This window comes from Xanthomonas sp. NCPPB 3570 (assembly GCF_056725115.1).
The window spans coordinates 1,990,144-2,007,567 of record NZ_CM161513.1 but is presented as its reverse complement, the minus strand read 5'-3'; the positions used below and the strand labels follow the sequence as shown (position 1 = coordinate 2,007,567).

Here is a 17,424-nt window from a genome sequence, read left to right as displayed (position 1 = left end):
CGGAAACCGGACAAGACAACTCGCCAAGGGTAGCAGGCCCGGCCCGCTCAGTCCTCCGCAGCGTCGCGAACCGCGGCGCGGATGCTGTCGCCATCGAAACCGCGCCGCGCCAGCAGATCGGCGGCCTTGCGCTGCTGCGGCAGGTCCATCGCCCCGGTGGCGCCGAAGCGACGCCGGACCAGATCGCGGGCGTTCTCCGTCCAGTCGCCTTCGAAGGCGCCCATCGCGGCAGCGATGGCCTCGCTGTCCAGGCCGTGGGTGCCAAGCTCGGCACGGATGTGCAGCGGGCCATACCCTGCCCCGGCGCGGCTGCGCACCAGCAGTTCGGCGAAGCGGCCATCGTCCTGCCAGCCCTCGCCGCTCAGGCGCTCCACCGCTTCCGCAGCGGCCTCGGCTTCCACGCCCCGCGCACGCAGCTTGCGAGTCAGCTCCTTGCGCGAATGCTCGCGCCGTACCAGCAGGCCCAGCGCCTTCTGCAGCGGCGTCTGCTCCGGTTGCCGGCGACGCCGACGTGGTGCTTCTTGTGCCTGTTCGTCGCTCATCGGCGATGCCACCCCGATTCAAAATGCGCCTTCCCTGGCGCGCGCCCTCCTGGCTTGCTCAAGACTGCCGAGGGAGACGAGCGGCACTGACTCCACCGCTCCCCCGGCAGAAAACCATTACGCGTCGTCGTCTTCCGCCTCGGCCTCGCTCGGGGCGATTTCCGTGGGCTGGAACTTCTCGCGCAGCTCGCTTTCCAGCTTGGCCGCGACCTGCGGGTTGTCGCGCAGGTAACCGCGGGCGTTGTCCTTGCCCTGGCCGATGCGCTCGCTGCCGTAGCTGTACCAGGCACCAGCCTTTTCGACCAGCTTGGCTTCCACGCCCATGTCGATCAGTTCGCCTTCGCGGCTGATGCCTTCGCCGTAGAGGATTTCGGTGACGACCTGCTTGAACGGCGGCGCCAGCTTGTTCTTGACGACCTTGATCTTGGTCTGGTTGCCGATGATCTCGTCGCCCTTCTTGATCGCGCCGATGCGGCGGATGTCCAGGCGCACAGAGGCATAGAACTTCAGCGCGTTGCCACCGGTGGTGGTTTCCGGACTCTGACCCGGCATCATCACGCCGATCTTCATGCGCAACTGGTTGATGAACACCACCAGGGTGTTGGAGCGCTTGATGTTGCCGGTGAGCTTGCGCAGCGCCTGGCTCATCAGACGGGCCTGCAGGCCCGGCAACTGATCGCCCATCTCGCCTTCGATTTCGGCCTTGGGGGTCAGCGCGGCGACCGAGTCGACCACCACGATGTCCACCGAACCCGAGCGGACCAGCATGTCGGCGATTTCCAGCGCCTGCTCGCCGGTGTCCGGCTGCGACAGCAGCAGTTCGTCGACGTTGACGCCCAGCTTGGCGGCGTAGATCGGGTCCAGCGCGTGCTCGGCGTCGATGAACGCGGCGGTGCCGCCGTTCTTCTGGCACTGCGCGATGGCCTGCAGGGTCAGGGTGGTCTTGCCCGAGGATTCCGGACCGTAGATCTCGACCACGCGACCCTTCGGCAGGCCGCCGATGCCCAGCGCGATGTCCAGCATCAGCGAGCCGGTCGGAATCACTTCCACCGCTTCGATGACGCGATCGCCCATCCGCATCACCGAGCCCTTGCCGAACTGCTTCTCGATCTGGCTCAGGGCGGCAGCGAGCGCGCGCTTCTTGTTCTCGTCCATTGTGGCGTCCTTGGAAGGTGAGGAGGATTTGCGGAGTGAGGTCAATGTAAGGGCCTGGTATCGCACGGACTGAGACAGTGCGTGGCGAGATGAAAATAATTCGTCCGGACCGGGCGACGGCAGCGGCGAATGGCGATATCCGGGGTCGGAAAAGTCCGGCCGGCACTGTAGTGCATGCCCTGCTCCACGCGCGGCATCAGCGGTTGGGGCGCAGCAGGCCGCAGTACAGGCCTTCGATGGCGAACTCCTGATCCGGCAGCACCTCGATCGGCGCGTAGTCCGGGTTGCGCGGCAGCAGACGGATGCGGTCCTTGCCGATCTTCAGCAGCTTGACCGTGATCTCCTCGTCGATGCGCGCCACCACGATCTGCCCGGAACGGGCATCGCGGGTGCGGTGCACGCCGATCAGATCGCCGTCGAAGATGCCTTCGTCGCGCATGGAATCGCCCTGCACCTTCAGCAGGTAGTCCGGGGCCGGCGAGAAGAACACCCGGTCCAGCACCACGAAATCGTCCGAGCCGATGTCCGCGCCGATCGGCAGACCGGCCGCCACGCGCCCCAGCACCGGCAGGCGCAGCACGTCGGCGCTGTCCACCTGCGGGGCGGGGGCGGGGGCCGCTGCCCCACCCAGCAGGCGGATGCCGCGCGCCTGGCCGGGCACGCGGCGGATCGCGCCGGCCTGTTCCAGCGCTTCCAGGTGGTACTGGGCCGCGCGCACGCCCTTGAAGCCGAAGGCGCGGGCGATCTCGGTCTGCGACGGCGGCACGCCATCGTGTTCGATGCGCTCGGCGATCAGGTCGAGGATCGCCTGCTGGGTTTCGGTCAGGTCCATGGTTAGTAGTAATACTACTAAATCCAACATCGAGCAAGTGCCTTGTGCGATGCGCCGTGCCGGCGCGCGCATCATCGCCAGCGGTGCCGGCTCGCCTGCCCCTGTCTGCGTCGGGCGCATACCCAGGCCTCGGGCCTGGCCGGTCTTCCTTGGGACTTCTGCAACGCGTGCCTGCCACGTAGTCAGCGGTATCGCGTCGGAGGCTGAAGCCCCTCCCCCAAGTGGCGCGGCTGCTGGATTTCCTCGCCTCCTTGCACAACTGGTTGCCGGATCGCCGCGCCATCGCCCGCCATGCACTCCAGCGCCTGCTGCCCATGCTGCTGCTCGGCGCGCCCCTGGGCACCTACCTGCTGCTGCGCACCGACGCCCGCCTGCTGATGCTCTGGCTGGGCCTGTTGGTGGTGGCCTATTCCACCTACAGCCTGCTCTCACCCAAGGGCTTCCGCCAGTTGGCACCGGCCTGTTCGATTCCCGCAGGCAGCGTCGGCGGCCTGTGTGGCGCCCTGTTCGGCAGCGGTGACTTTCTCTATGCGCTCTATTCTCAACGGCCGCCTGCAGGACAAGAACGCCATCCGCGGCACCCAGAGCCTGCTGATCGGTGGCAGCGCCTCCATCCGCATCACCCTGCTGCTGATCGCGCCTACAGCGACGGCAGCCTCTTGCTGCTCGCGGTCTGCCTGCTGCCGGCCATGCTGCTCGGTGGCTGTATCGGCCGGCACCTGCAGCGCCGCCTGTCGCGGGAGCGCTTCACCCCGCTGGTGACCTGGCTGGTGTTGGTGTCGGGTGTGACGCTAATTGGACGGTATTTGGCGAGGTAGGGAAGCCGGCACGTTCCGCGGTCAGGAATGGATAGTGTCCGCATGGCTGGTGAGGTCGCCGGGCGTGTCGTACCCTGGTTGCGTCGTGGCTCCCGGAAGACGCGAGATGACCGAGACGACGGAATTGATCTGCGCCTGCGGAGCCGTTCGCTTGCAGACCCGCGGCAGCCCCATCATGACTGTCGAGTGTCTATGCACCAGTTGCCGGGAGGCGAGTGCCAGATTGAGTTCCCGGGCCGGCTTTCAGCCATTCACGGATGCGAAGGGGGCGACCGGCTACGTCCTGTACCGCAAGGACCGGCTCGCCTGCGTACAGGGGGCCGGATACTTGAAGGAGCATCGCCTCTCCCCCGATCGGACGACACGGCGGGTCATCGCGATCTGCTGCCACACGCCGATGTTTCTGGAATTCATCAAGGGGCACTGGCTCAGTGTCTATCGAGATCGCTGGCCGCCGGAAGGCCGACCAGAGGTGCAGCTGCGCACCATGACCGGAGATGCCGCGGGCATCGAGCTTCCGGACGACGTCCCCAACGCCAGAACGCACGACGTCGGCTTCATGACCAAGCTGTTACTTGCCTGGGTGAAAATGGGCTTCAGGGTGCCGAAGGTCGACTACGTGCGTGGCTCGCTCGACGACAGCGCCCGGGAGCGCCAGGGGTAGTGGGTGTGTGGAGCCTTTCGCACCGGGCGGCGCCACGAAGCCACTGGGCGAAGGGGATGCCGCCTTCGTTCCGAACCGAAGGCACACCACGGGAGGACTGCTGTGGTCCGGCATGCCCGGCCTGTTTGCCTCTTGGGCGGATGCCCCAAAGCGAGAGGCCGGCGTCGGCGCGGAAGCCGTAAGGATGTCGCCTCATTCGAAGTAGCAAAATCTCAGACGGAAAAAGCTGAGCGGTTTTCCACGCTACGGGCAGTACGCTCAAGCTCCCGTAGGAGCAACTGTCTTTATCGCGTTCTATCGCGGCCATGGGCCGCGATGATTCTTGAACATCGTGGCGGTGCGCGCAGGGCGCGCGACGCTCAGCGTCCGCTGCGCCAGATCGAGAACAGGATCCACACCCCCGACAGCGCCGCGCCAACGAAGCCGCAGACGCCGATCGCCAACAGCCAGCGGCTGGAAATGCCGCCGACGCTGTTCATCACGATCGACGAGCCGATGATCAGCGCGGCGGTGACGATGCCCATGGTCAGGCGGTTGGCGGCGCGGTTGACCTGGTCGCCGAAGCCCTTCAGCGAGCCGGTCTCCACGTTCAACTGCAGGCGCCCGCGCCGCGCCGCCTGCAGCAGCCGGCGCGTATCGCGCGGCAGGTCGCCGAGCAGTTCCAGCGCGCCCAGCACGGTGCGGCGGCCGCGCCTGGCCATCGCCCGCGGCGCGAACCGCTGCAGCATCACCCGCTCCAGGTACGGGGCGGCGGCGCCGGCCATGTCGAAATCCGGATCGAGCTGGCGCCCGACCCCTTCCAGGGTCAGGAAGGTCTTGATCATCAGCGCCAGGTCGGCCGGCAGCGCCAGCGCGTGCTGGCGCAGCAGCGCGGTGACGTCGCCGAGCATCGCGCCGACCCGCAGGTCCTTCAGCGGCACGCCGCGGTACTGGTCGACGAAGGCGGCGATCTCCAGGTGCAGGCGCGCCTCGTCGACCTCGACCTCGCCGTCGGTCCACTCCAGCAGGATGTCGGCGACCGCCTCGGCGTCCTGGGTGACCAGCCCGTGCAGCAGTTGCACCACCTGGTAGCGGCGCTGCTCGGAAATGCGCCCGACCATGCCGAAGTCGATCACCCCGATGCGCTCGCCGGGCAGGTAGAAGATGTTGCCCGGATGCGGATCGGCGTGGAAACAGCCGTCCTCCAGCACCATCTTCAGCACGATGTCGGCGCCGGTGCGCGCCAGTTGGCGACGGTCCAGGCCGGCGGCGTCGACCGCGGCCAGGTCGCGCCCGCCGATGCCGTCGACGAAGTCCTGCACGTTGAGCGTTTCGCAGGTCCACTGCCAGTGCACCCGCGGGATCACGATCTCGTCGTGTCCCTGGAAGTTGGCGGCGATGCGCTCGGCATTGCGGCATTCGCCGGCGAAATCCAGCTCGCGGCGCAGCGACAGGGTGAACTGGTGCACCACCGCGGCCGGGTGATAGCGCTTCAGGTCCGGCGCGCGCGCTTCGACGATCTCCGCCAGCCGCGCCAGCAATCGCAGGTCGGCCTCGATCACCTCGCGGATGCCGGGGCGGCGCACCTTGATCACCACGGCGGTGCCGTCGTGCAGCCGGGCGCGATGGGTCTGCGCCAGCGAGGCGGCGGCCAACGGGGTTTCCTCGACCTCGGCGAAGATCGCCGTCGGCGCCTCGCCGAGCGCCTCGATCAGCTGCGGCAGGATCTGCGGGTAGTCCAGCGCCGGCGCGGCGTTCTGCAGTTCGCCCAGTTCGTCGATCCACTCCGGCGGCAGCAGGTCCACGCGCGTGGCCAGCACCTGGCCCAGCTTGACGAAGGTCGGGCCGAGGTCCTGCAGGGCGCGCCGCACCCGCTGCGGGGCCGACATGCGCAGCATCTCCTCGGCGTTGTGCCAGTGCAGCAGGCGCCCGGCGCGCTCCAGCACGTCGGCCATGCCGATGCGCCGGACCACGTCGCCGAACCCGTAGCGGATCAGCACCGAGGCGATTTCCTGCAGGCGTCCCAGGTCGCGGACGGTGCTCAACGCCTCCCACATCGCGCTCATCCTCGGGGAAGGCGCACGGCCACGATCACAGCAACGCGTCCAGGCCGCGCAGGGCCGCCGCCACGGTCTGCCGGCGCACCGCGTCGCGGTCGCCCGGGAACTGGAACAATTGCGCGCTGGCATAGCCGCCGCGGCGCTTCCAGCCCAGCCAGACGCTGCCGACCGGCTTGTCCGGGGAGCCGCCGCCCGGCCCGGCGATGCCGGTCACCGCGACCGCGACGCTGGCGCCGGAATTGACCAGCGCCCCGGACACCATCTCGATCACCGTCTCCCGGCTGACCGCGCCATGATGCTCCAGCGTCTGCGGACGCACGCCCAGCAAGGCCTGCTTGGCCTCGTAACTGTAGGCGACGATGCCGCAGTCGAACCAGGCCGAAGACCCGGCGACGTCGGTCATCACCTTGGCGATCCAGCCGCCGCTGCAGCTTTCGGCGGTGACCAGGCGCTCGCGCGCGGTGCGCAAACGATCGCTGAGCGCGGCGGCCTGTTGCAACAACTCCGAATCGGTGGGAAGCGTCATGGCACAGCTCGGGAAACCAGTGCGCTTTGTAGCCCAATTCGCCGTGGCTGTCGCGCCTGCGCGCGCCGACGGATGGCCGGCCGTCAGCCAACGCGGCGCAGGTCCCGCCGCCACGCCGGTCCGCCAATCGGCATCGACCGCACGACGCCGACGCGCCGCTCAGCGCTGTTGCCACTCCTCCTGCTCGCGCGGCGGCAGCAGCGCGCGGATCGGCGCGCCGTCGGCCGCGGCGGCCAGGCGCTCGGCCTCGGTGATCGGGATGTCCACCTGCAGCAGCCAGCCGTCCTCGTCGGCCTGCTCGCTGCGGATCACCTGCAACTGGTGCAGTTGCGAGCGCAGGCGTCCGGCGCTCGGCGGCAGGCGCAGGCTGCCCTGCACGTGGCGCAGGCCCAGGCGCTGGCCGAGCACGTGCTGCAGCAGGTCCAGGCCGCGGCCGTCGCGCGCGGAGATCCACACCCGCTCGCGCCGCGCCGTGTCCGGCACGCCGTCCTGCGCATCGTGACGCACCTCGGCGCCGTCGATGCGGTCGATCTTGTTGAACACCAGCAACTGCGGCAGCTCGCCGGCGCCGACCGCGTGCAGCACCTCGTCGACCTGGGCGATGCGTTCCTCGCGCAGCGGATCGGCGGCGTCGACCACGTGCAGCAGCAGATCCGCCTCGCGCGCCTCGGACAGGGTCGAGCGGAACGCCGCGACCAGTTCGTGCGGCAGGTTGCGCACGAAGCCGACGGTATCGGCCAGCATGGCGTTGCCGCCGGGCAACGCGATGCGCCGCACGGTCGGGTCCAGGGTCGCGAACAACTGGTCGGCGGCGTAGGCCTCGGCACCGGTCAGGGCGTTGAACAGGGTCGACTTGCCGGCATTGGTGTAGCCCACCACCGCGATCCGCGGCAGCTCGCTGCGTACCCGCGCGCGGCGCATCTGGGTGTGCTGCACCTCGACCTTCTCCAGCCGCTTCTGCAACTGCTCCACGCGCTTCTGCAGCAGGCGACGGTCGGTCTCCAGCTGGGTTTCGCCAGGGCCGCGCAGGCCGATCGAACCGCCGCGCTGGCGCTCCAGGTGGGTCCAGCCGCGCACCAGCCGCGTGGCCATGTGCCGCAACTGGGCCAGCTCGACCTGCAGCTTGCCTTCGTGGCTGCGCGCGCGCTGGGCGAAGATGTCCAGGATCAGCCCGGTGCGGTCGATCACGCGCCGCTCCAGGTATTTCTCCAGGTTGCGCTCCTGGCCGGGGCTGAGCGCGTGGTTGACCAGGACCAGGTCGGCGCCGCTGGCGTCGGCGGCGGCCTTGACCTCCTCCAGCTTGCCGCTGCCGATCAGCGTCGCCGGACTCGGCTTGTCGATGCGCGCAGTGACGGTGGCGGCGATGCTGGCGCCGGCCGAGCGCGCCAGGTCGGCGAACTCCTCCAGCACATCGTCTTCCAACGGACCGCCCGCGTAGGGCTGGATCAGCAGTGCGTGTTCGCCGCGGCGGGACCGATCAAACACCCGCGGCTCCGCTCTTCACCACCGAACTACTCGACTTCGTCATCACCCGCACTGCCACCTTCGTTCTGCTGCACATAACCGCCGCCCGGCCCCACGCGCACGTTGCGCGCCGGCACCACGGTGGAAATGGCGTGTTTGTAGACCATCTGGCTGACGGTATTGCGCAGCAGGACCACGAACTGATCGAACGACTCGATCGTGCCCTGCAGCTTGATGCCGTTGACCAGATACACCGAGACAGGGACCCGTTCGCGACGCAACGCGTTGAGGAAAGGATCCTGCAAGGATTGCCCCTTGGACATGCTTGACTCCCAGATTATTGTTTTTATTGTCCGGGACGGCACTGCAGCTCCCCTGCCGTGGTCCGGAACGTCGATGTTACACAACCGCGGGCGCCAGCACAGCGCGGCCGACCGCCGGATCAGGCGAGGAAAGCGTCCAGGGCCGCCTGCAGGCGCCCGGCGTCGTGCGCGGGGTCGAACCAGCGGGCATCCTGCTCACCGCGCAGCCAGGTGAACTGGCGCTTGGCCAGTTGCCGGGTGGCGGCGATGGCGCGGGCGCGGAAGTCCGCGGCATCGCCGATGCCGTCCAGGTACTCCCAGGCCTGGCGGTAGCCGACCGCGCGCACCGCCGGCAGCGCCAGCGGCTGCGCCACTGCCTGCATCTGCGGCAACGCGCGCAAGGCGCGCACTTCGTCGAGGAAGCCCTGCCCCAGCATCGCGTCGAAGCGGGCCTCGATGCGTCCGTGCAGCACAGCGCGGTCGGCCGGCGCCAGCACCAGCTTGAGCACCCGCAGCGGCAGCCGCGGCGGCCCCGGATCCGCCTGCCAGGCACTGATCGGCCGGCCGCTGAGGCGGTACACCTCCAGCGCACGCTGGATGCGCTGGGCGTCGCCGGGGCGGATGCGCTGCGCCGCCGGCGGATCGATCCGCTGCAGTTCCGCGTGCAGCGCGGCCCAGCCGTCGGACTGGGCTTGCGCGGCAAGCGCCGCGCGCAGCTGCAGATCGGCCGCCGGCATCGGCGCCAGCCCCTCCAGCAGCGCCTGGAAATACAGGCCGGTACCGCCGGCGAGGATCGGCAGGCGGCCGCGGGCGACGATCGCGTCCAGCGCCGCGCGGGCATCGGCGGCGAACTCGGCCGCCGAATACGTCTGCCAGGGATCGCGTAGGTCCAGCAGGTGGTGCGGTACCCGCGCGCGCTCGGCCGCATCGGGCTTGGCCGCACCGATGTCCAGGCCGCGGTAGACCAGCGCCGAATCGACGCTAACGATCTCGCCGCCGCAGCGTTCGGCCAGGGCGATCGCCGCAGCGGTCTTGCCCGAAGCGGTCGGGCCCATCAGCGCGATCGCGCGCGGGCGCCGGTCGGCCGCCATCAATCCTCGTCCGGCCAGCGGATCGTCGCCGCCGCGGACGCCGTGGCGGCGCGCGGCAACGGCACCGCCTGCAGCGCCTGCCAGACCTTCAGCGCATCGACGGTGGCGGCGACGTCGTGCACGCGCAGCAGCGCCGCGCCGCGCTGCGCGGCCAGCAGATGCGCGGCCACCGAACCGGCCACCCGCTGCTCCGGCGCCTGGCGCCCGGTCAGCTCGCCGATGCTGCGCTTGCGCGACAGTCCGGCCAGCACCGGCACGCCCAGCCCGACCAGCCGCGGCAACTGCGCCAGCAACTGCAGGTTGTCGGCGGTGCTCTTGCCGAAGCCGAAGCCCGGATCGACCAGGAGGCGCCGTTTGTCGATGCCGGCCATCTCGGCGGCGAAGATGCGCTCGGCCAGGAACCGGTGCACCTCGCCGACCACGTCGTCGTAGCCGGGCGCGCTGCCGGCGGCATAGGCGTCGGCGGGCATGTGCATCAGCACCACCGGCACCCCGAGTTCCGCGGCGGCGTCCAGCGCGCCGGGCTGGCGCAGCGCCTGCACGTCGTTGATCATGCCGGCGCCGGCGGCGACCGCGGCGCGCATCACCTCCGGCTTGAAGGTGTCCACACTCAGCGGCAGCGCCGTCTGCGCGGCCAGCCGCTCGATCACCGGGATCACCCGCCGCAGTTCCTCCTCCACCGGCACCGGGCTCGCACCCGGACGGGTCGATTCGCCGCCGATGTCCAGCAGGTCGGCGCCCTCCGCGGCCAGGCGCAGGCCGTGCGCCACCGCCGCATCCACACTGGCGTGCGCGCCGCCGTCGGAGAACGAGTCCGGGGTGACGTTGACGATGCCCATCACCCGTGGGCGATCGAGCAGCAGCCGGTGGGCGCCGCACTGCAGGCTGGGCGAGGTGTCGAACATCGGCGGGTCTCCTGATGGTGGCCGCGGCAGGCGGCGAAGCGGCTCGGCGAGCGCGGCGACGGTGACGCCGGCGGGCGACAGCGCCGCGCCGAACGCTGCCGCGGTGCGCAGCACGCGCGCATCGGCCGGCACCTGCCGACTACGAAGCGCGCATTGTCGCCCACGCACGCCGCGACGACGAGCCTGGTAGCGCCAGACGCGTCGCCGCCGGCCACAAAAAAGCCAGGGATCGCTCCCTGGCTTTTCGGCGATCGAACGCTGACCCGCGCTTACAACTGTTCGGCCGGCCCGGCGATCGGCGGCAGCGGCCGCGAATTGCCCTTGTCGTTGCTGCCGTCCTTGCCGGACTTGTTCCAGCCCATCGGCGGCGGCGGATCGCGGCCTTCCATGATCGCGTCGATCTGCGGCGCATCGATGGTCTCGTACTGCAGCAGCAAGTGCGACATGGTGTGCAGCTTGTCGATGTTGTCGGTGAGGATCTTCTTGGCGCGGTTGTAGGCGTTGTCGAGGATCTCGCGGACTTCGTCGTCGATCTTGCGCGCGGTCTCGTCGGACACGCTCTTGTGCTGCGTGACCGAACGCCCCAGGAACACCTCGTCCTCTTCCTCGCCGTAGGCGATCGGCCCCAGCTCGTTGGACAGGCCCCACTTGGTGACCATGTTCCGCGCCATCTTGGTGGCACGCTCGATGTCGTTGGAGGCGCCAGTGGTGACCTTGTCGGAACCGAAGATCAATTCCTCGGCGACGCGGCCGCCGTACAGGGTCGCCAGGCGGCTGTGCAGGCTCTCGCGGGTGGAACTGTAGCGATCGCCCTCGGGCAGGAACTGGGTGACACCGAGGGCGCGGCCGCGCGGAATGATGGTGACCTTGTAGACCGGATCGTGGTCGGGCACCAGACGGCCGATGATGGCGTGCCCGGCTTCGTGGTACGCGGTATTGGTCTTCTCTTCCTCGCTCATCGCCATCGAGCGGCGCTCAGCGCCCATCAGGATCTTGTCGCGGGCGCGGTCGAAGTGGTCCATGCGCACTTCCTTGACCGACTCGCGCGCGGCGAACAGGGCCGCCTCGTTGCACAGGTTGGCCAGGTCCGCACCGGAGAAGCCCGGCGTGCCGCGCGCGATCACCATCGGCTCGATGTCGTCGGCCAGCGGCAGCTTGCGCATGTGCACCTTGAGGATCTGCTCGCGGCCGCGCACGTCCGGCAGGCCCACCACGACCTGGCGGTCGAAGCGGCCCGGGCGCAGCAGCGCCGGATCCAGCACGTCCGGCCGGTTGGTCGCGGCGATCACGATCACGCCCTCGCCGCCCTCGAAGCCGTCCATCTCCACCAGCAACTGGTTGAGGGTCTGCTCGCGCTCGTCGTGGCCGCCGCCCAGGCCGGCGCCGCGGTGACGGCCCACCGCATCGATTTCGTCGATGAAGATGATGCACGGCGCGTGCTTCTTGGCCTGCTCGAACATGTCGCGCACGCGGCTTGCGCCGACGCCGACGAACATTTCCACGAAGTCCGAACCGGAGATGCTGAAGAACGGCACCTTGGCCTCGCCGGCGATCGCCTTGGCCAGCAGGGTCTTGCCGGTACCCGGCGGGCCGACCATCAGCACGCCGCGCGGGATCTTGCCGCCGAGCTTGGTGAACTTGGTCGGGTCGCGCAGGAAGTCGACCAGCTCGCCGACCTCTTCCTTGGCCTCGTCGCAGCCGGCCACATCGCCAAAGGTGATCTTGATCTGGTCCTCGCCCTGCAGCTTGGCGCGCGACTTGCCGAAGGACATCGCGCCCTTGGCACCACCGCCCCCGCCCTGCATCTGGCGCATGATGAACAGCCAGAAGCCGATGATCAGGATGACCGGCAGGAAATTCAGCACCAGCGACCAGAAGCCCGGACCGTTGTCGGGCTTCTGCCGGGTGATGTCCACGTTCTTGCTGTACAGCACGTCGATCAGCTTGTCGTCGCTCGGGCCGTACACCGAGCCCTCGCTGCCGTCGGCGCGCTTGAAGCGAATCGCGTTGACCGAGAGATTGGTGGCGTCGGTGAAATCGACCGACTTCACCCGCCCGGCATCCACGTCCTTGAGGAACTGGGAGTAGGTCACGGTGTCGACGCCCGCACCGCCGGCCAGCCGCGGCGAGAAGCTGTTGAACACCACCATCAGCACGACGGCGACGACTACCCACAACAGCAGATTCTTGGTCAAGTCGTTCATCCTCATTGGCTCCGGTGTCCCTTCAACTCTGTCTCGATGCGTGGCATTGCGGATTCAGCCTTGCGTTCAGCTTACTTGATCTGGGCGCGCTTGCCCTGTCCGAGGGCGTAGACCTCCGGCGAGCGCTTGCGCGACGCGGCCGGCTTGCGGATGGTCACCTTCTCATAGCGGCGGCGCATGTCGCGGATGTAGTCGTCGAACCCCACGCCCTGGAACAGCTTGATCAGGAACGCGCCGTTCGGCTTCAGGTGGCTGTCGGCGAACGCCATCGCCAATTCCGCCAGATGCATCATCCGCGGCTGGTCGACCGCGTCCATTCCGCTCTTATTGGGGGCCATATCCGACAGCACAAGGTCTACCGGGGTGTCGCCCAGCATGGCCTCGAACTGCGATAGCACCGCGTCTTCCCTGAAGTCACCGTGAAGGAACTCCACGCCGGCCAGCGGCGGCATCTCCAGGATGTCCAGGGCCAGCACCCGGCCGCGGTCGCCCATCGACTTGCGCACCTGCTGCGACCAGCCGCCCGGGGCGGCGCCGAGGTCGACCACTACCATGTCCGGCTTGAGCAGCCTGTCGCGCTGCAGCAGTTCCTCCAGCTTGTAGGCCGCGCGCGAGCGCATGCCTTCGGCCTGGGCCTTCTTCACGAAGGGGTCGGCGAAATGTTCGCGGAGCCAGCGTTGGCTGCTTTTGCTGCGGGTGGCCATGGACGCGCGGTCGGGAGGGGCGGCCATGATACCCTGATCGCCCTTGCCAACCCTGCTCCCACCTGCATGTCGATCAGCCTGACCTCGGCCCAGAACCGCTTCCTGCGCGGCCTGGCCCACGACCTCAAACCCTTGCTGCAGATCGGCAGCAAGGGCGTCACCCCGGCCTTCCTGGCCGAACTGGACGAGGTGCTGGAGCGCCACGAACTGGTCAAGGTGAAGGTCGGCGGCGACGACCGCGAGGCCCGCGACGCCGCCATCGGCAGCCTGGTGGAGCAATCGCACAGCGTGCTGGTGCAGCGCATCGGCCATACCGCGATCCTGTATCGCCCGGCCAAGGAAGACCGGCAGATCGTGCTGCCGCGCGCCTGAGCGCGCTCCCGGTGATCCCATGCAACTGACCCAGGACCTGCCCGACTACGCCTACGCCCTGCGCATGGCCGACGGCCGCCAGGCCAAGGTGAACGACCGGCTGCTGACCCGCAGCTTCATCCTCGCCCCGGACACCCTGGTCGAGGACTGGCAGGCACCGCTGGCCGGCGACCTGCAGCCGCAGCATCTGCAACCGCTGCTGGACCTCAACCCGGCCCTGGTGATCCTCGGAACCGGCGAACGCCAGGTGTTTCCCGCCGCGGCGGTGATGGCGCTGTTCCTGACCCGCGGCATCGGCATCGAAGTGATGAGCAATGCCGCCGCGGCGCGCACCTACAACGTGCTGGCCGCCGAAGGCCGGCGCGTGGCGGTCGGGTTCCTGCTCGAAGGCTGAGCCAGGTTTCGTTGGCCGGCGCGGCGACCTCCAGGGCCGTTGACCTGCAGCGACCTCAACAGCAGCCTCTGCGCGCCTCCGGCGCCAGGCGATCGCGGCCGGGAAGCCGCCTCATTTTCTATTGGTCCTGGCAGATCGCTGCGCGGCGTCCGCTGCGCGATTCGAGCACAGCGCGTCGGGGCTAAAGCCCCTCCCACAAAAACATGCTTACCCGGTCGCGCAACGGGGGAACCGGCGGCGCTTGCGATCCACCCGACCGCGCCGATGGCGAACGCCCGGCGCGCTGCGCCGGGCCGGGGATCCGCCCACGCGACGACGCAACCGGTTACTTCGGCGGAAGATACAGCAGCGGGTCGACCGGCTTGCCGTTGTAGCGGATCTCGAAGTGCAACATGTCGCGCGCCGCGCCGCTGTGGCCCATCTCGGCGATCTGCTGGCCGGCCTTGACGTTCTGGCCTTCGTTGACCAGGCGCTTGCGGTTGTGGCCGTAGGCCGACAGCCACTGTTCGTTGTGCTTGACGATGATCAGTTCGCCATAGCCGACCAGGCCGGCGCCGGAATACACCACCACGCCATCGGCGGCGGCCCGCACCGCCTCGCCGTTGCTGCCGGCGATGTCCACACCCTGCTTGGTGGTTTCGCCGCTGACGAAGCGGCTGACCACTACGCCATCGGCCGGCCAGCGCCAGGAGAAGCCGCTGCTGACCGGTGTCGGCGCCGGCGCGACCGGAGGCCGCGCGACAGAGCCGGCACCGGACGGCGGCGGCACGACAGGGCCAGCGCCGGGCCGTGCGGCGACCGTGCCGCCAGGCGGGTACAACCGCAGCGATTGCCCCGGGTAGATCGTGTACGGCGGCTGCAGGCCGTTCCAGCCCGCCAGGTCCTGCGGGGTGATGTTGTTGGCGCGGGCGATCGCGTACAGCGTGTCGCCGCGGCGCACGGTAGCGCTGACCCCGGGCTTGGGCACGGACACGCGCGGCGCCGAGGCGGCAGCGGTGCCTCGCACCGGCGCGCCGCCCGGCGTGCGCACCACCGTGGCGCTGCTGCAGGCGCCAAGCGCCACCGCCACCAGCACACCCAGGCCGCACCGCAGGCCGTTCCGCACCACCCGATCGACGCTCATCCGAACTTGGCTCTCCATATGACCCACAACACCAGCAGCGCTAGGATCGCCGAGGCGACCCAGCCGAGCGGCTCGATCCAGCGGCGCAACGCGGCTTCCGCGCGCGGCCCGCCGAGGCGGATCGCCCCGGCCACCAGGTACACGCGCTTGCCGCGTCCCACCAGCATGCTCGCCAGGAACGGTAGCAGCGGCACCCCGACGATGCCTGAGGCCCAGGTGAATATCTTTAGCGGAATCGGGGTGAAACCGGCCAGCACCAACAGCCAGAACGCGCGCCACGGCGACTCGGCGATGACCTCGCGCAGATGGCTGACCTGGGCGTCGATCTTCTGCGTCCAGCCCAGCCATTCGATCAGCGGCTGCACCGCGGCGAAGGCGAAATGCCCGAGCAGGTAGCCGATCAGCGCGCCAGCCAGGGAGCCGAGCAGGCTCAGCGTGGCGAACCACAGCGCGCGCCGCGGCTGCGCCAGCGACATCGGCGCCAGCATCACTTCCGGCGGCACCGGGAACACGATGGCCTCGGCGAAACTGAGCCCGGTCAGCAGCGCCGGCGCGCGGCGATGCCGCGACCAGCCGATGGCACGTTCGTACAACGGCCCGAAAATCTTCATCCAGCGAGGCTCCGAAAGGTCAATCCAGCATGCCCGACAGCAACGGGACGAAGGTCACCGGCGCCAGGACGTCTTGTTCGATCTGGCCGTCGGCCGCGCGGCGCAGGCGGATCAGCGATTGCGCGGACGGGCCGCCGACCGGCGCCACCAGGCAACCGCCCGGGGCCAACTGCTCGACCAGCGCATCGATCAGCGCCGGCGCCGCGGCGGTGACCACGATCGCATCGAAGGGGCCGTGCTCGGGCCAGCCGATGCGGCCGTCGTCGTGCTTGCTGCGCACGTTCATGCCGAGCTGGCGGAAACGCTTGCGCGCCTGCCGCAGCAGGTCGCCGATACGCTCGACGGTATGCACTTCCAGGCCCAGCGCGGCCAGGATCGCCGCCTGGTAGCCGGAGCCGGTGCCCACTTCCAGCACTTTCTTCGGCGCCGCTTCCAGCACCGTCTCGGTCATGCGCGCCACCACCCACGGCTGCGAGATGGTCTGGCCGTGGCCGATCGGCAGCGCGGTGTCCTCGTAGGCGCGCGAGGCCAGCGCCTCGTCGATGAACAGATGCCGCGGCACGGTGCGCACCGCGTTGAGCACGCTCTCGTCGCGGATGCCGGCTTCGCGCAGGCGCTCGACCAGGCGGTCGCGCACGCGCTGCGAGGTCATGCCGATGCCGATCGCTTCCGGCTGCAGGCGCAACCGCGGGGTCATGCCGGGCGGTCCAGCGCGGCGGTGAGGCCGCCGACCCAGCTGGCGACCTTTTCCAACGCCTGATAGCGGGTCAGATCTACCTGGATCGGGGTGATCGAGATGAAGCCGGTGCGCACCGCATGGAAATCGGTGCCGGGGCCGGCGTCCTGCTCGCGCCCGGCCGGGCCGATCCAGTACACGGTGGCGCCGCGCGGGTCGGTCTGCGGCAGGCACGGTTCGGAGCGGTGGCGGTTGCCGAGCCGGGTGACCTCGAAGCCCTTGATCTCCTGCCACGGCAGGTCGGGCACGTTGACGTTGAGGATGGTGTCGGCCGGCAGCGGATCGGCCTTGAGCTGGGCCACGATCTCCACCGCGGCGCGTGCGGCGGTCTGGAAATGCCTGGGATCGTGGTTGTGGCTGACCAGCGACACCGCCACCGCGGGCAGGCCGAGGAAGCGGCCTTCCATCGCCGCCGAGACGGTACCGGAATAGATCACGTCGTCGCCGAGATTGGCGGAATTGTTGATGCCGGAGACCACGATGTCCGGGTCGAACTCCAGCATGCCGGTGAGCGCCAGATGCACGCAGTCGGTGGGCGTGCCGGCGACGCTGCAGGTGTAGTGGTCGATGCGCTTGAGCCGGATCGGCAGATCCAGGGTCAGCGAATTGCTGGCGCCGGACCGGTCGCGGTCGGGTGCGACCACCGTCACCTCGTGGCCGGCGCCGCGCAACTGCTCGGCCAGCATGCGGATGCCGGGGGCGTCGACGCCGTCGTCGTTGCTCACTAATACGCGCATGGTGCTCCTCGAAAACCGGGGCATGATACCGGATGCGTCCGGCCAGGTCGCTGACGGCGCGCCGACGATCGCGGTAGCGGCCTTCGCGCGGCAGCCAACAGCGGCGCTGTCCTTGGCAATCAGCGTGACCGCGATCCATGGCGCAGGCGCTGCCAGCGACACCCGCACTCACCTCAAACCACGCCGCACGCTCTAAGCTGTGCGC

20 protein-coding genes are annotated in these 17,424 nt (G+C 69.3%); 5 read left to right on the top strand and 15 right to left on the bottom strand.

From position 1 onward, the window contains the following. Window positions 1–47 precede the first annotated feature (47 nt). The 3 genes from recX to lexA form a co-directional block, all read right to left on the bottom strand. Entirely contained in the window at window positions 48–542 is a 495-nt protein-coding gene (gene recX / locus AC1PLR_RS08880; protein WP_019800518.1) for a recombination regulator RecX, read from the bottom strand. Between the two features lie 117 nt (window positions 543–659). Then, a complete protein-coding gene (gene recA, locus AC1PLR_RS08875; RefSeq protein ID WP_017910627.1) occupies window positions 660–1,697 on the bottom strand; it encodes a recombinase RecA in 1,038 nt (345 codons plus the stop codon). Between the two features lie 196 nt (window positions 1,698–1,893). Continuing rightward, window positions 1,894–2,529: a transcriptional repressor LexA gene (gene lexA, locus AC1PLR_RS08870; RefSeq protein ID WP_017910626.1), complete on the bottom strand. Its 636-nt coding sequence runs from the start codon at window positions 2,527–2,529 to the stop codon at window positions 1,894–1,896. Window positions 2,530–2,750: 221 nt separating this feature from the next. On the opposite strand from lexA, the gene AC1PLR_RS08865 reads away from it, so the two are divergent. Both AC1PLR_RS08865 and AC1PLR_RS08860 read left to right on the top strand, forming a co-directional pair. Continuing rightward, window positions 2,751–3,347 (top strand): TSUP family transporter, encoded by a 597-nt coding sequence (locus AC1PLR_RS08865; protein WP_481103307.1) that lies wholly within the window; start codon window positions 2,751–2,753, stop codon window positions 3,345–3,347. A 106-nt stretch (window positions 3,348–3,453) separates the two neighbouring features. Further along, the gene (locus tag AC1PLR_RS08860; RefSeq protein WP_481103306.1) at window positions 3,454–4,011 is read left to right on the top strand and encodes a GFA family protein; all 558 of its coding nucleotides are present in this window, start codon (window positions 3,454–3,456) and stop codon (window positions 4,009–4,011) included. Window positions 4,012–4,370: 359 nt separating this feature from the next. Here AC1PLR_RS08860 and AC1PLR_RS08855 read toward each other — a convergent pair whose 3' ends face one another. The 8 genes from AC1PLR_RS08855 to rlmE form a co-directional block, all read right to left on the bottom strand. After that, window positions 4,371–6,047, bottom strand: coding sequence for an ABC1 kinase family protein (locus AC1PLR_RS08855; protein WP_481103305.1), 1,677 nt, complete (start codon window positions 6,045–6,047; stop codon window positions 4,371–4,373). Between the two features lie 34 nt (window positions 6,048–6,081). Next, window positions 6,082–6,576, bottom strand: coding sequence for a CinA family protein (locus AC1PLR_RS08850; protein WP_481103304.1), 495 nt, complete (start codon window positions 6,574–6,576; stop codon window positions 6,082–6,084). Between the two features lie 159 nt (window positions 6,577–6,735). Continuing rightward, window positions 6,736–8,061 carry a ribosome rescue GTPase HflX gene (gene hflX / locus AC1PLR_RS08845; protein WP_010341315.1) on the bottom strand — a complete coding sequence of 442 codons (1,326 nt, stop codon included), beginning with the start codon at window positions 8,059–8,061 and terminating at the stop codon, window positions 6,736–6,738. A 26-nt stretch (window positions 8,062–8,087) separates the two neighbouring features. Beyond that, window positions 8,088–8,363 (bottom strand): RNA chaperone Hfq, encoded by a 276-nt coding sequence (gene hfq / locus AC1PLR_RS08840; RefSeq protein ID WP_010341316.1) that lies wholly within the window; start codon window positions 8,361–8,363, stop codon window positions 8,088–8,090. A gap of 119 nt (window positions 8,364–8,482) precedes the next feature. After that, entirely contained in the window at window positions 8,483–9,433 is a 951-nt protein-coding gene (gene miaA / locus AC1PLR_RS08835) for a tRNA (adenosine(37)-N6)-dimethylallyltransferase MiaA (protein ID WP_481103303.1), read from the bottom strand. Beyond that, complete coding sequence (gene folP, locus AC1PLR_RS08830; RefSeq protein ID WP_481103563.1) at window positions 9,433–10,338, bottom strand: dihydropteroate synthase; 906 nt, start codon at window positions 10,336–10,338, stop codon at window positions 9,433–9,435. The genes miaA and folP overlap by 1 nt, the downstream gene beginning before the upstream one ends. A 269-nt stretch (window positions 10,339–10,607) precedes the next feature. Next, window positions 10,608–12,542 (bottom strand): ATP-dependent zinc metalloprotease FtsH, encoded by a 1,935-nt coding sequence (ftsH, locus tag AC1PLR_RS08825; protein WP_010341319.1) that lies wholly within the window; start codon window positions 12,540–12,542, stop codon window positions 10,608–10,610. Window positions 12,543–12,613: 71 nt separating this feature from the next. Beyond that, complete coding sequence (gene rlmE / locus AC1PLR_RS08820; protein WP_017910618.1) at window positions 12,614–13,246, bottom strand: 23S rRNA (uridine(2552)-2'-O)-methyltransferase RlmE; 633 nt, start codon at window positions 13,244–13,246, stop codon at window positions 12,614–12,616. Window positions 13,247–13,312: 66 nt separating this feature from the next. On the opposite strand from rlmE, the gene yhbY reads away from it, so the two are divergent. Together yhbY and AC1PLR_RS08810 are read left to right on the top strand one after the other, a co-directional pair. Next, complete coding sequence (gene yhbY / locus AC1PLR_RS08815; protein ID WP_010341321.1) at window positions 13,313–13,618, top strand: ribosome assembly RNA-binding protein YhbY; 306 nt, start codon at window positions 13,313–13,315, stop codon at window positions 13,616–13,618. A 19-nt stretch (window positions 13,619–13,637) separates the two neighbouring features. Then, entirely contained in the window at window positions 13,638–14,012 is a 375-nt protein-coding gene (locus tag AC1PLR_RS08810; RefSeq protein ID WP_371182457.1) for an Mth938-like domain-containing protein, read from the top strand. A 325-nt stretch (window positions 14,013–14,337) separates the two neighbouring features. Here the strand turns inward: AC1PLR_RS08810 and AC1PLR_RS08805 are convergent, their stop codons facing one another. Genes AC1PLR_RS08805 through surE form a run of 4 tightly spaced genes read right to left on the bottom strand, consistent with a single transcriptional unit; the run spans window position 14,338 to window position 17,219 of the window. After that, a complete protein-coding gene (locus AC1PLR_RS08805) occupies window positions 14,338–15,135 on the bottom strand; it encodes a peptidoglycan DD-metalloendopeptidase family protein (RefSeq protein WP_481103302.1) in 798 nt (265 codons plus the stop codon). Further along, window positions 15,132–15,746: a YqaA family protein gene (locus AC1PLR_RS08800; RefSeq protein ID WP_481103301.1), complete on the bottom strand. Its 615-nt coding sequence runs from the start codon at window positions 15,744–15,746 to the stop codon at window positions 15,132–15,134. Before AC1PLR_RS08800 ends, AC1PLR_RS08805 begins: the two co-directional genes overlap by 4 nt. A gap of 19 nt (window positions 15,747–15,765) precedes the next feature. Beyond that, entirely contained in the window at window positions 15,766–16,443 is a 678-nt protein-coding gene (locus AC1PLR_RS08795; protein ID WP_481103300.1) for a protein-L-isoaspartate(D-aspartate) O-methyltransferase, read from the bottom strand. Then, on the bottom strand, window positions 16,440–17,219 hold the full coding sequence (surE, locus tag AC1PLR_RS08790; RefSeq protein ID WP_481103299.1) for a 5'/3'-nucleotidase SurE: 780 nt from the start codon (window positions 17,217–17,219) through the stop codon (window positions 16,440–16,442). The genes AC1PLR_RS08795 and surE overlap by 4 nt, the downstream gene beginning before the upstream one ends. Between surE and AC1PLR_RS08785 the strand changes: the two genes are divergently transcribed. Continuing rightward, window positions 17,218–17,415 (top strand): hypothetical protein, encoded by a 198-nt coding sequence (locus AC1PLR_RS08785; RefSeq protein ID WP_481103298.1) that lies wholly within the window; start codon window positions 17,218–17,220, stop codon window positions 17,413–17,415. The genes surE and AC1PLR_RS08785 overlap by 2 nt on opposite strands. Window positions 17,416–17,424 lie beyond the last annotated feature (9 nt).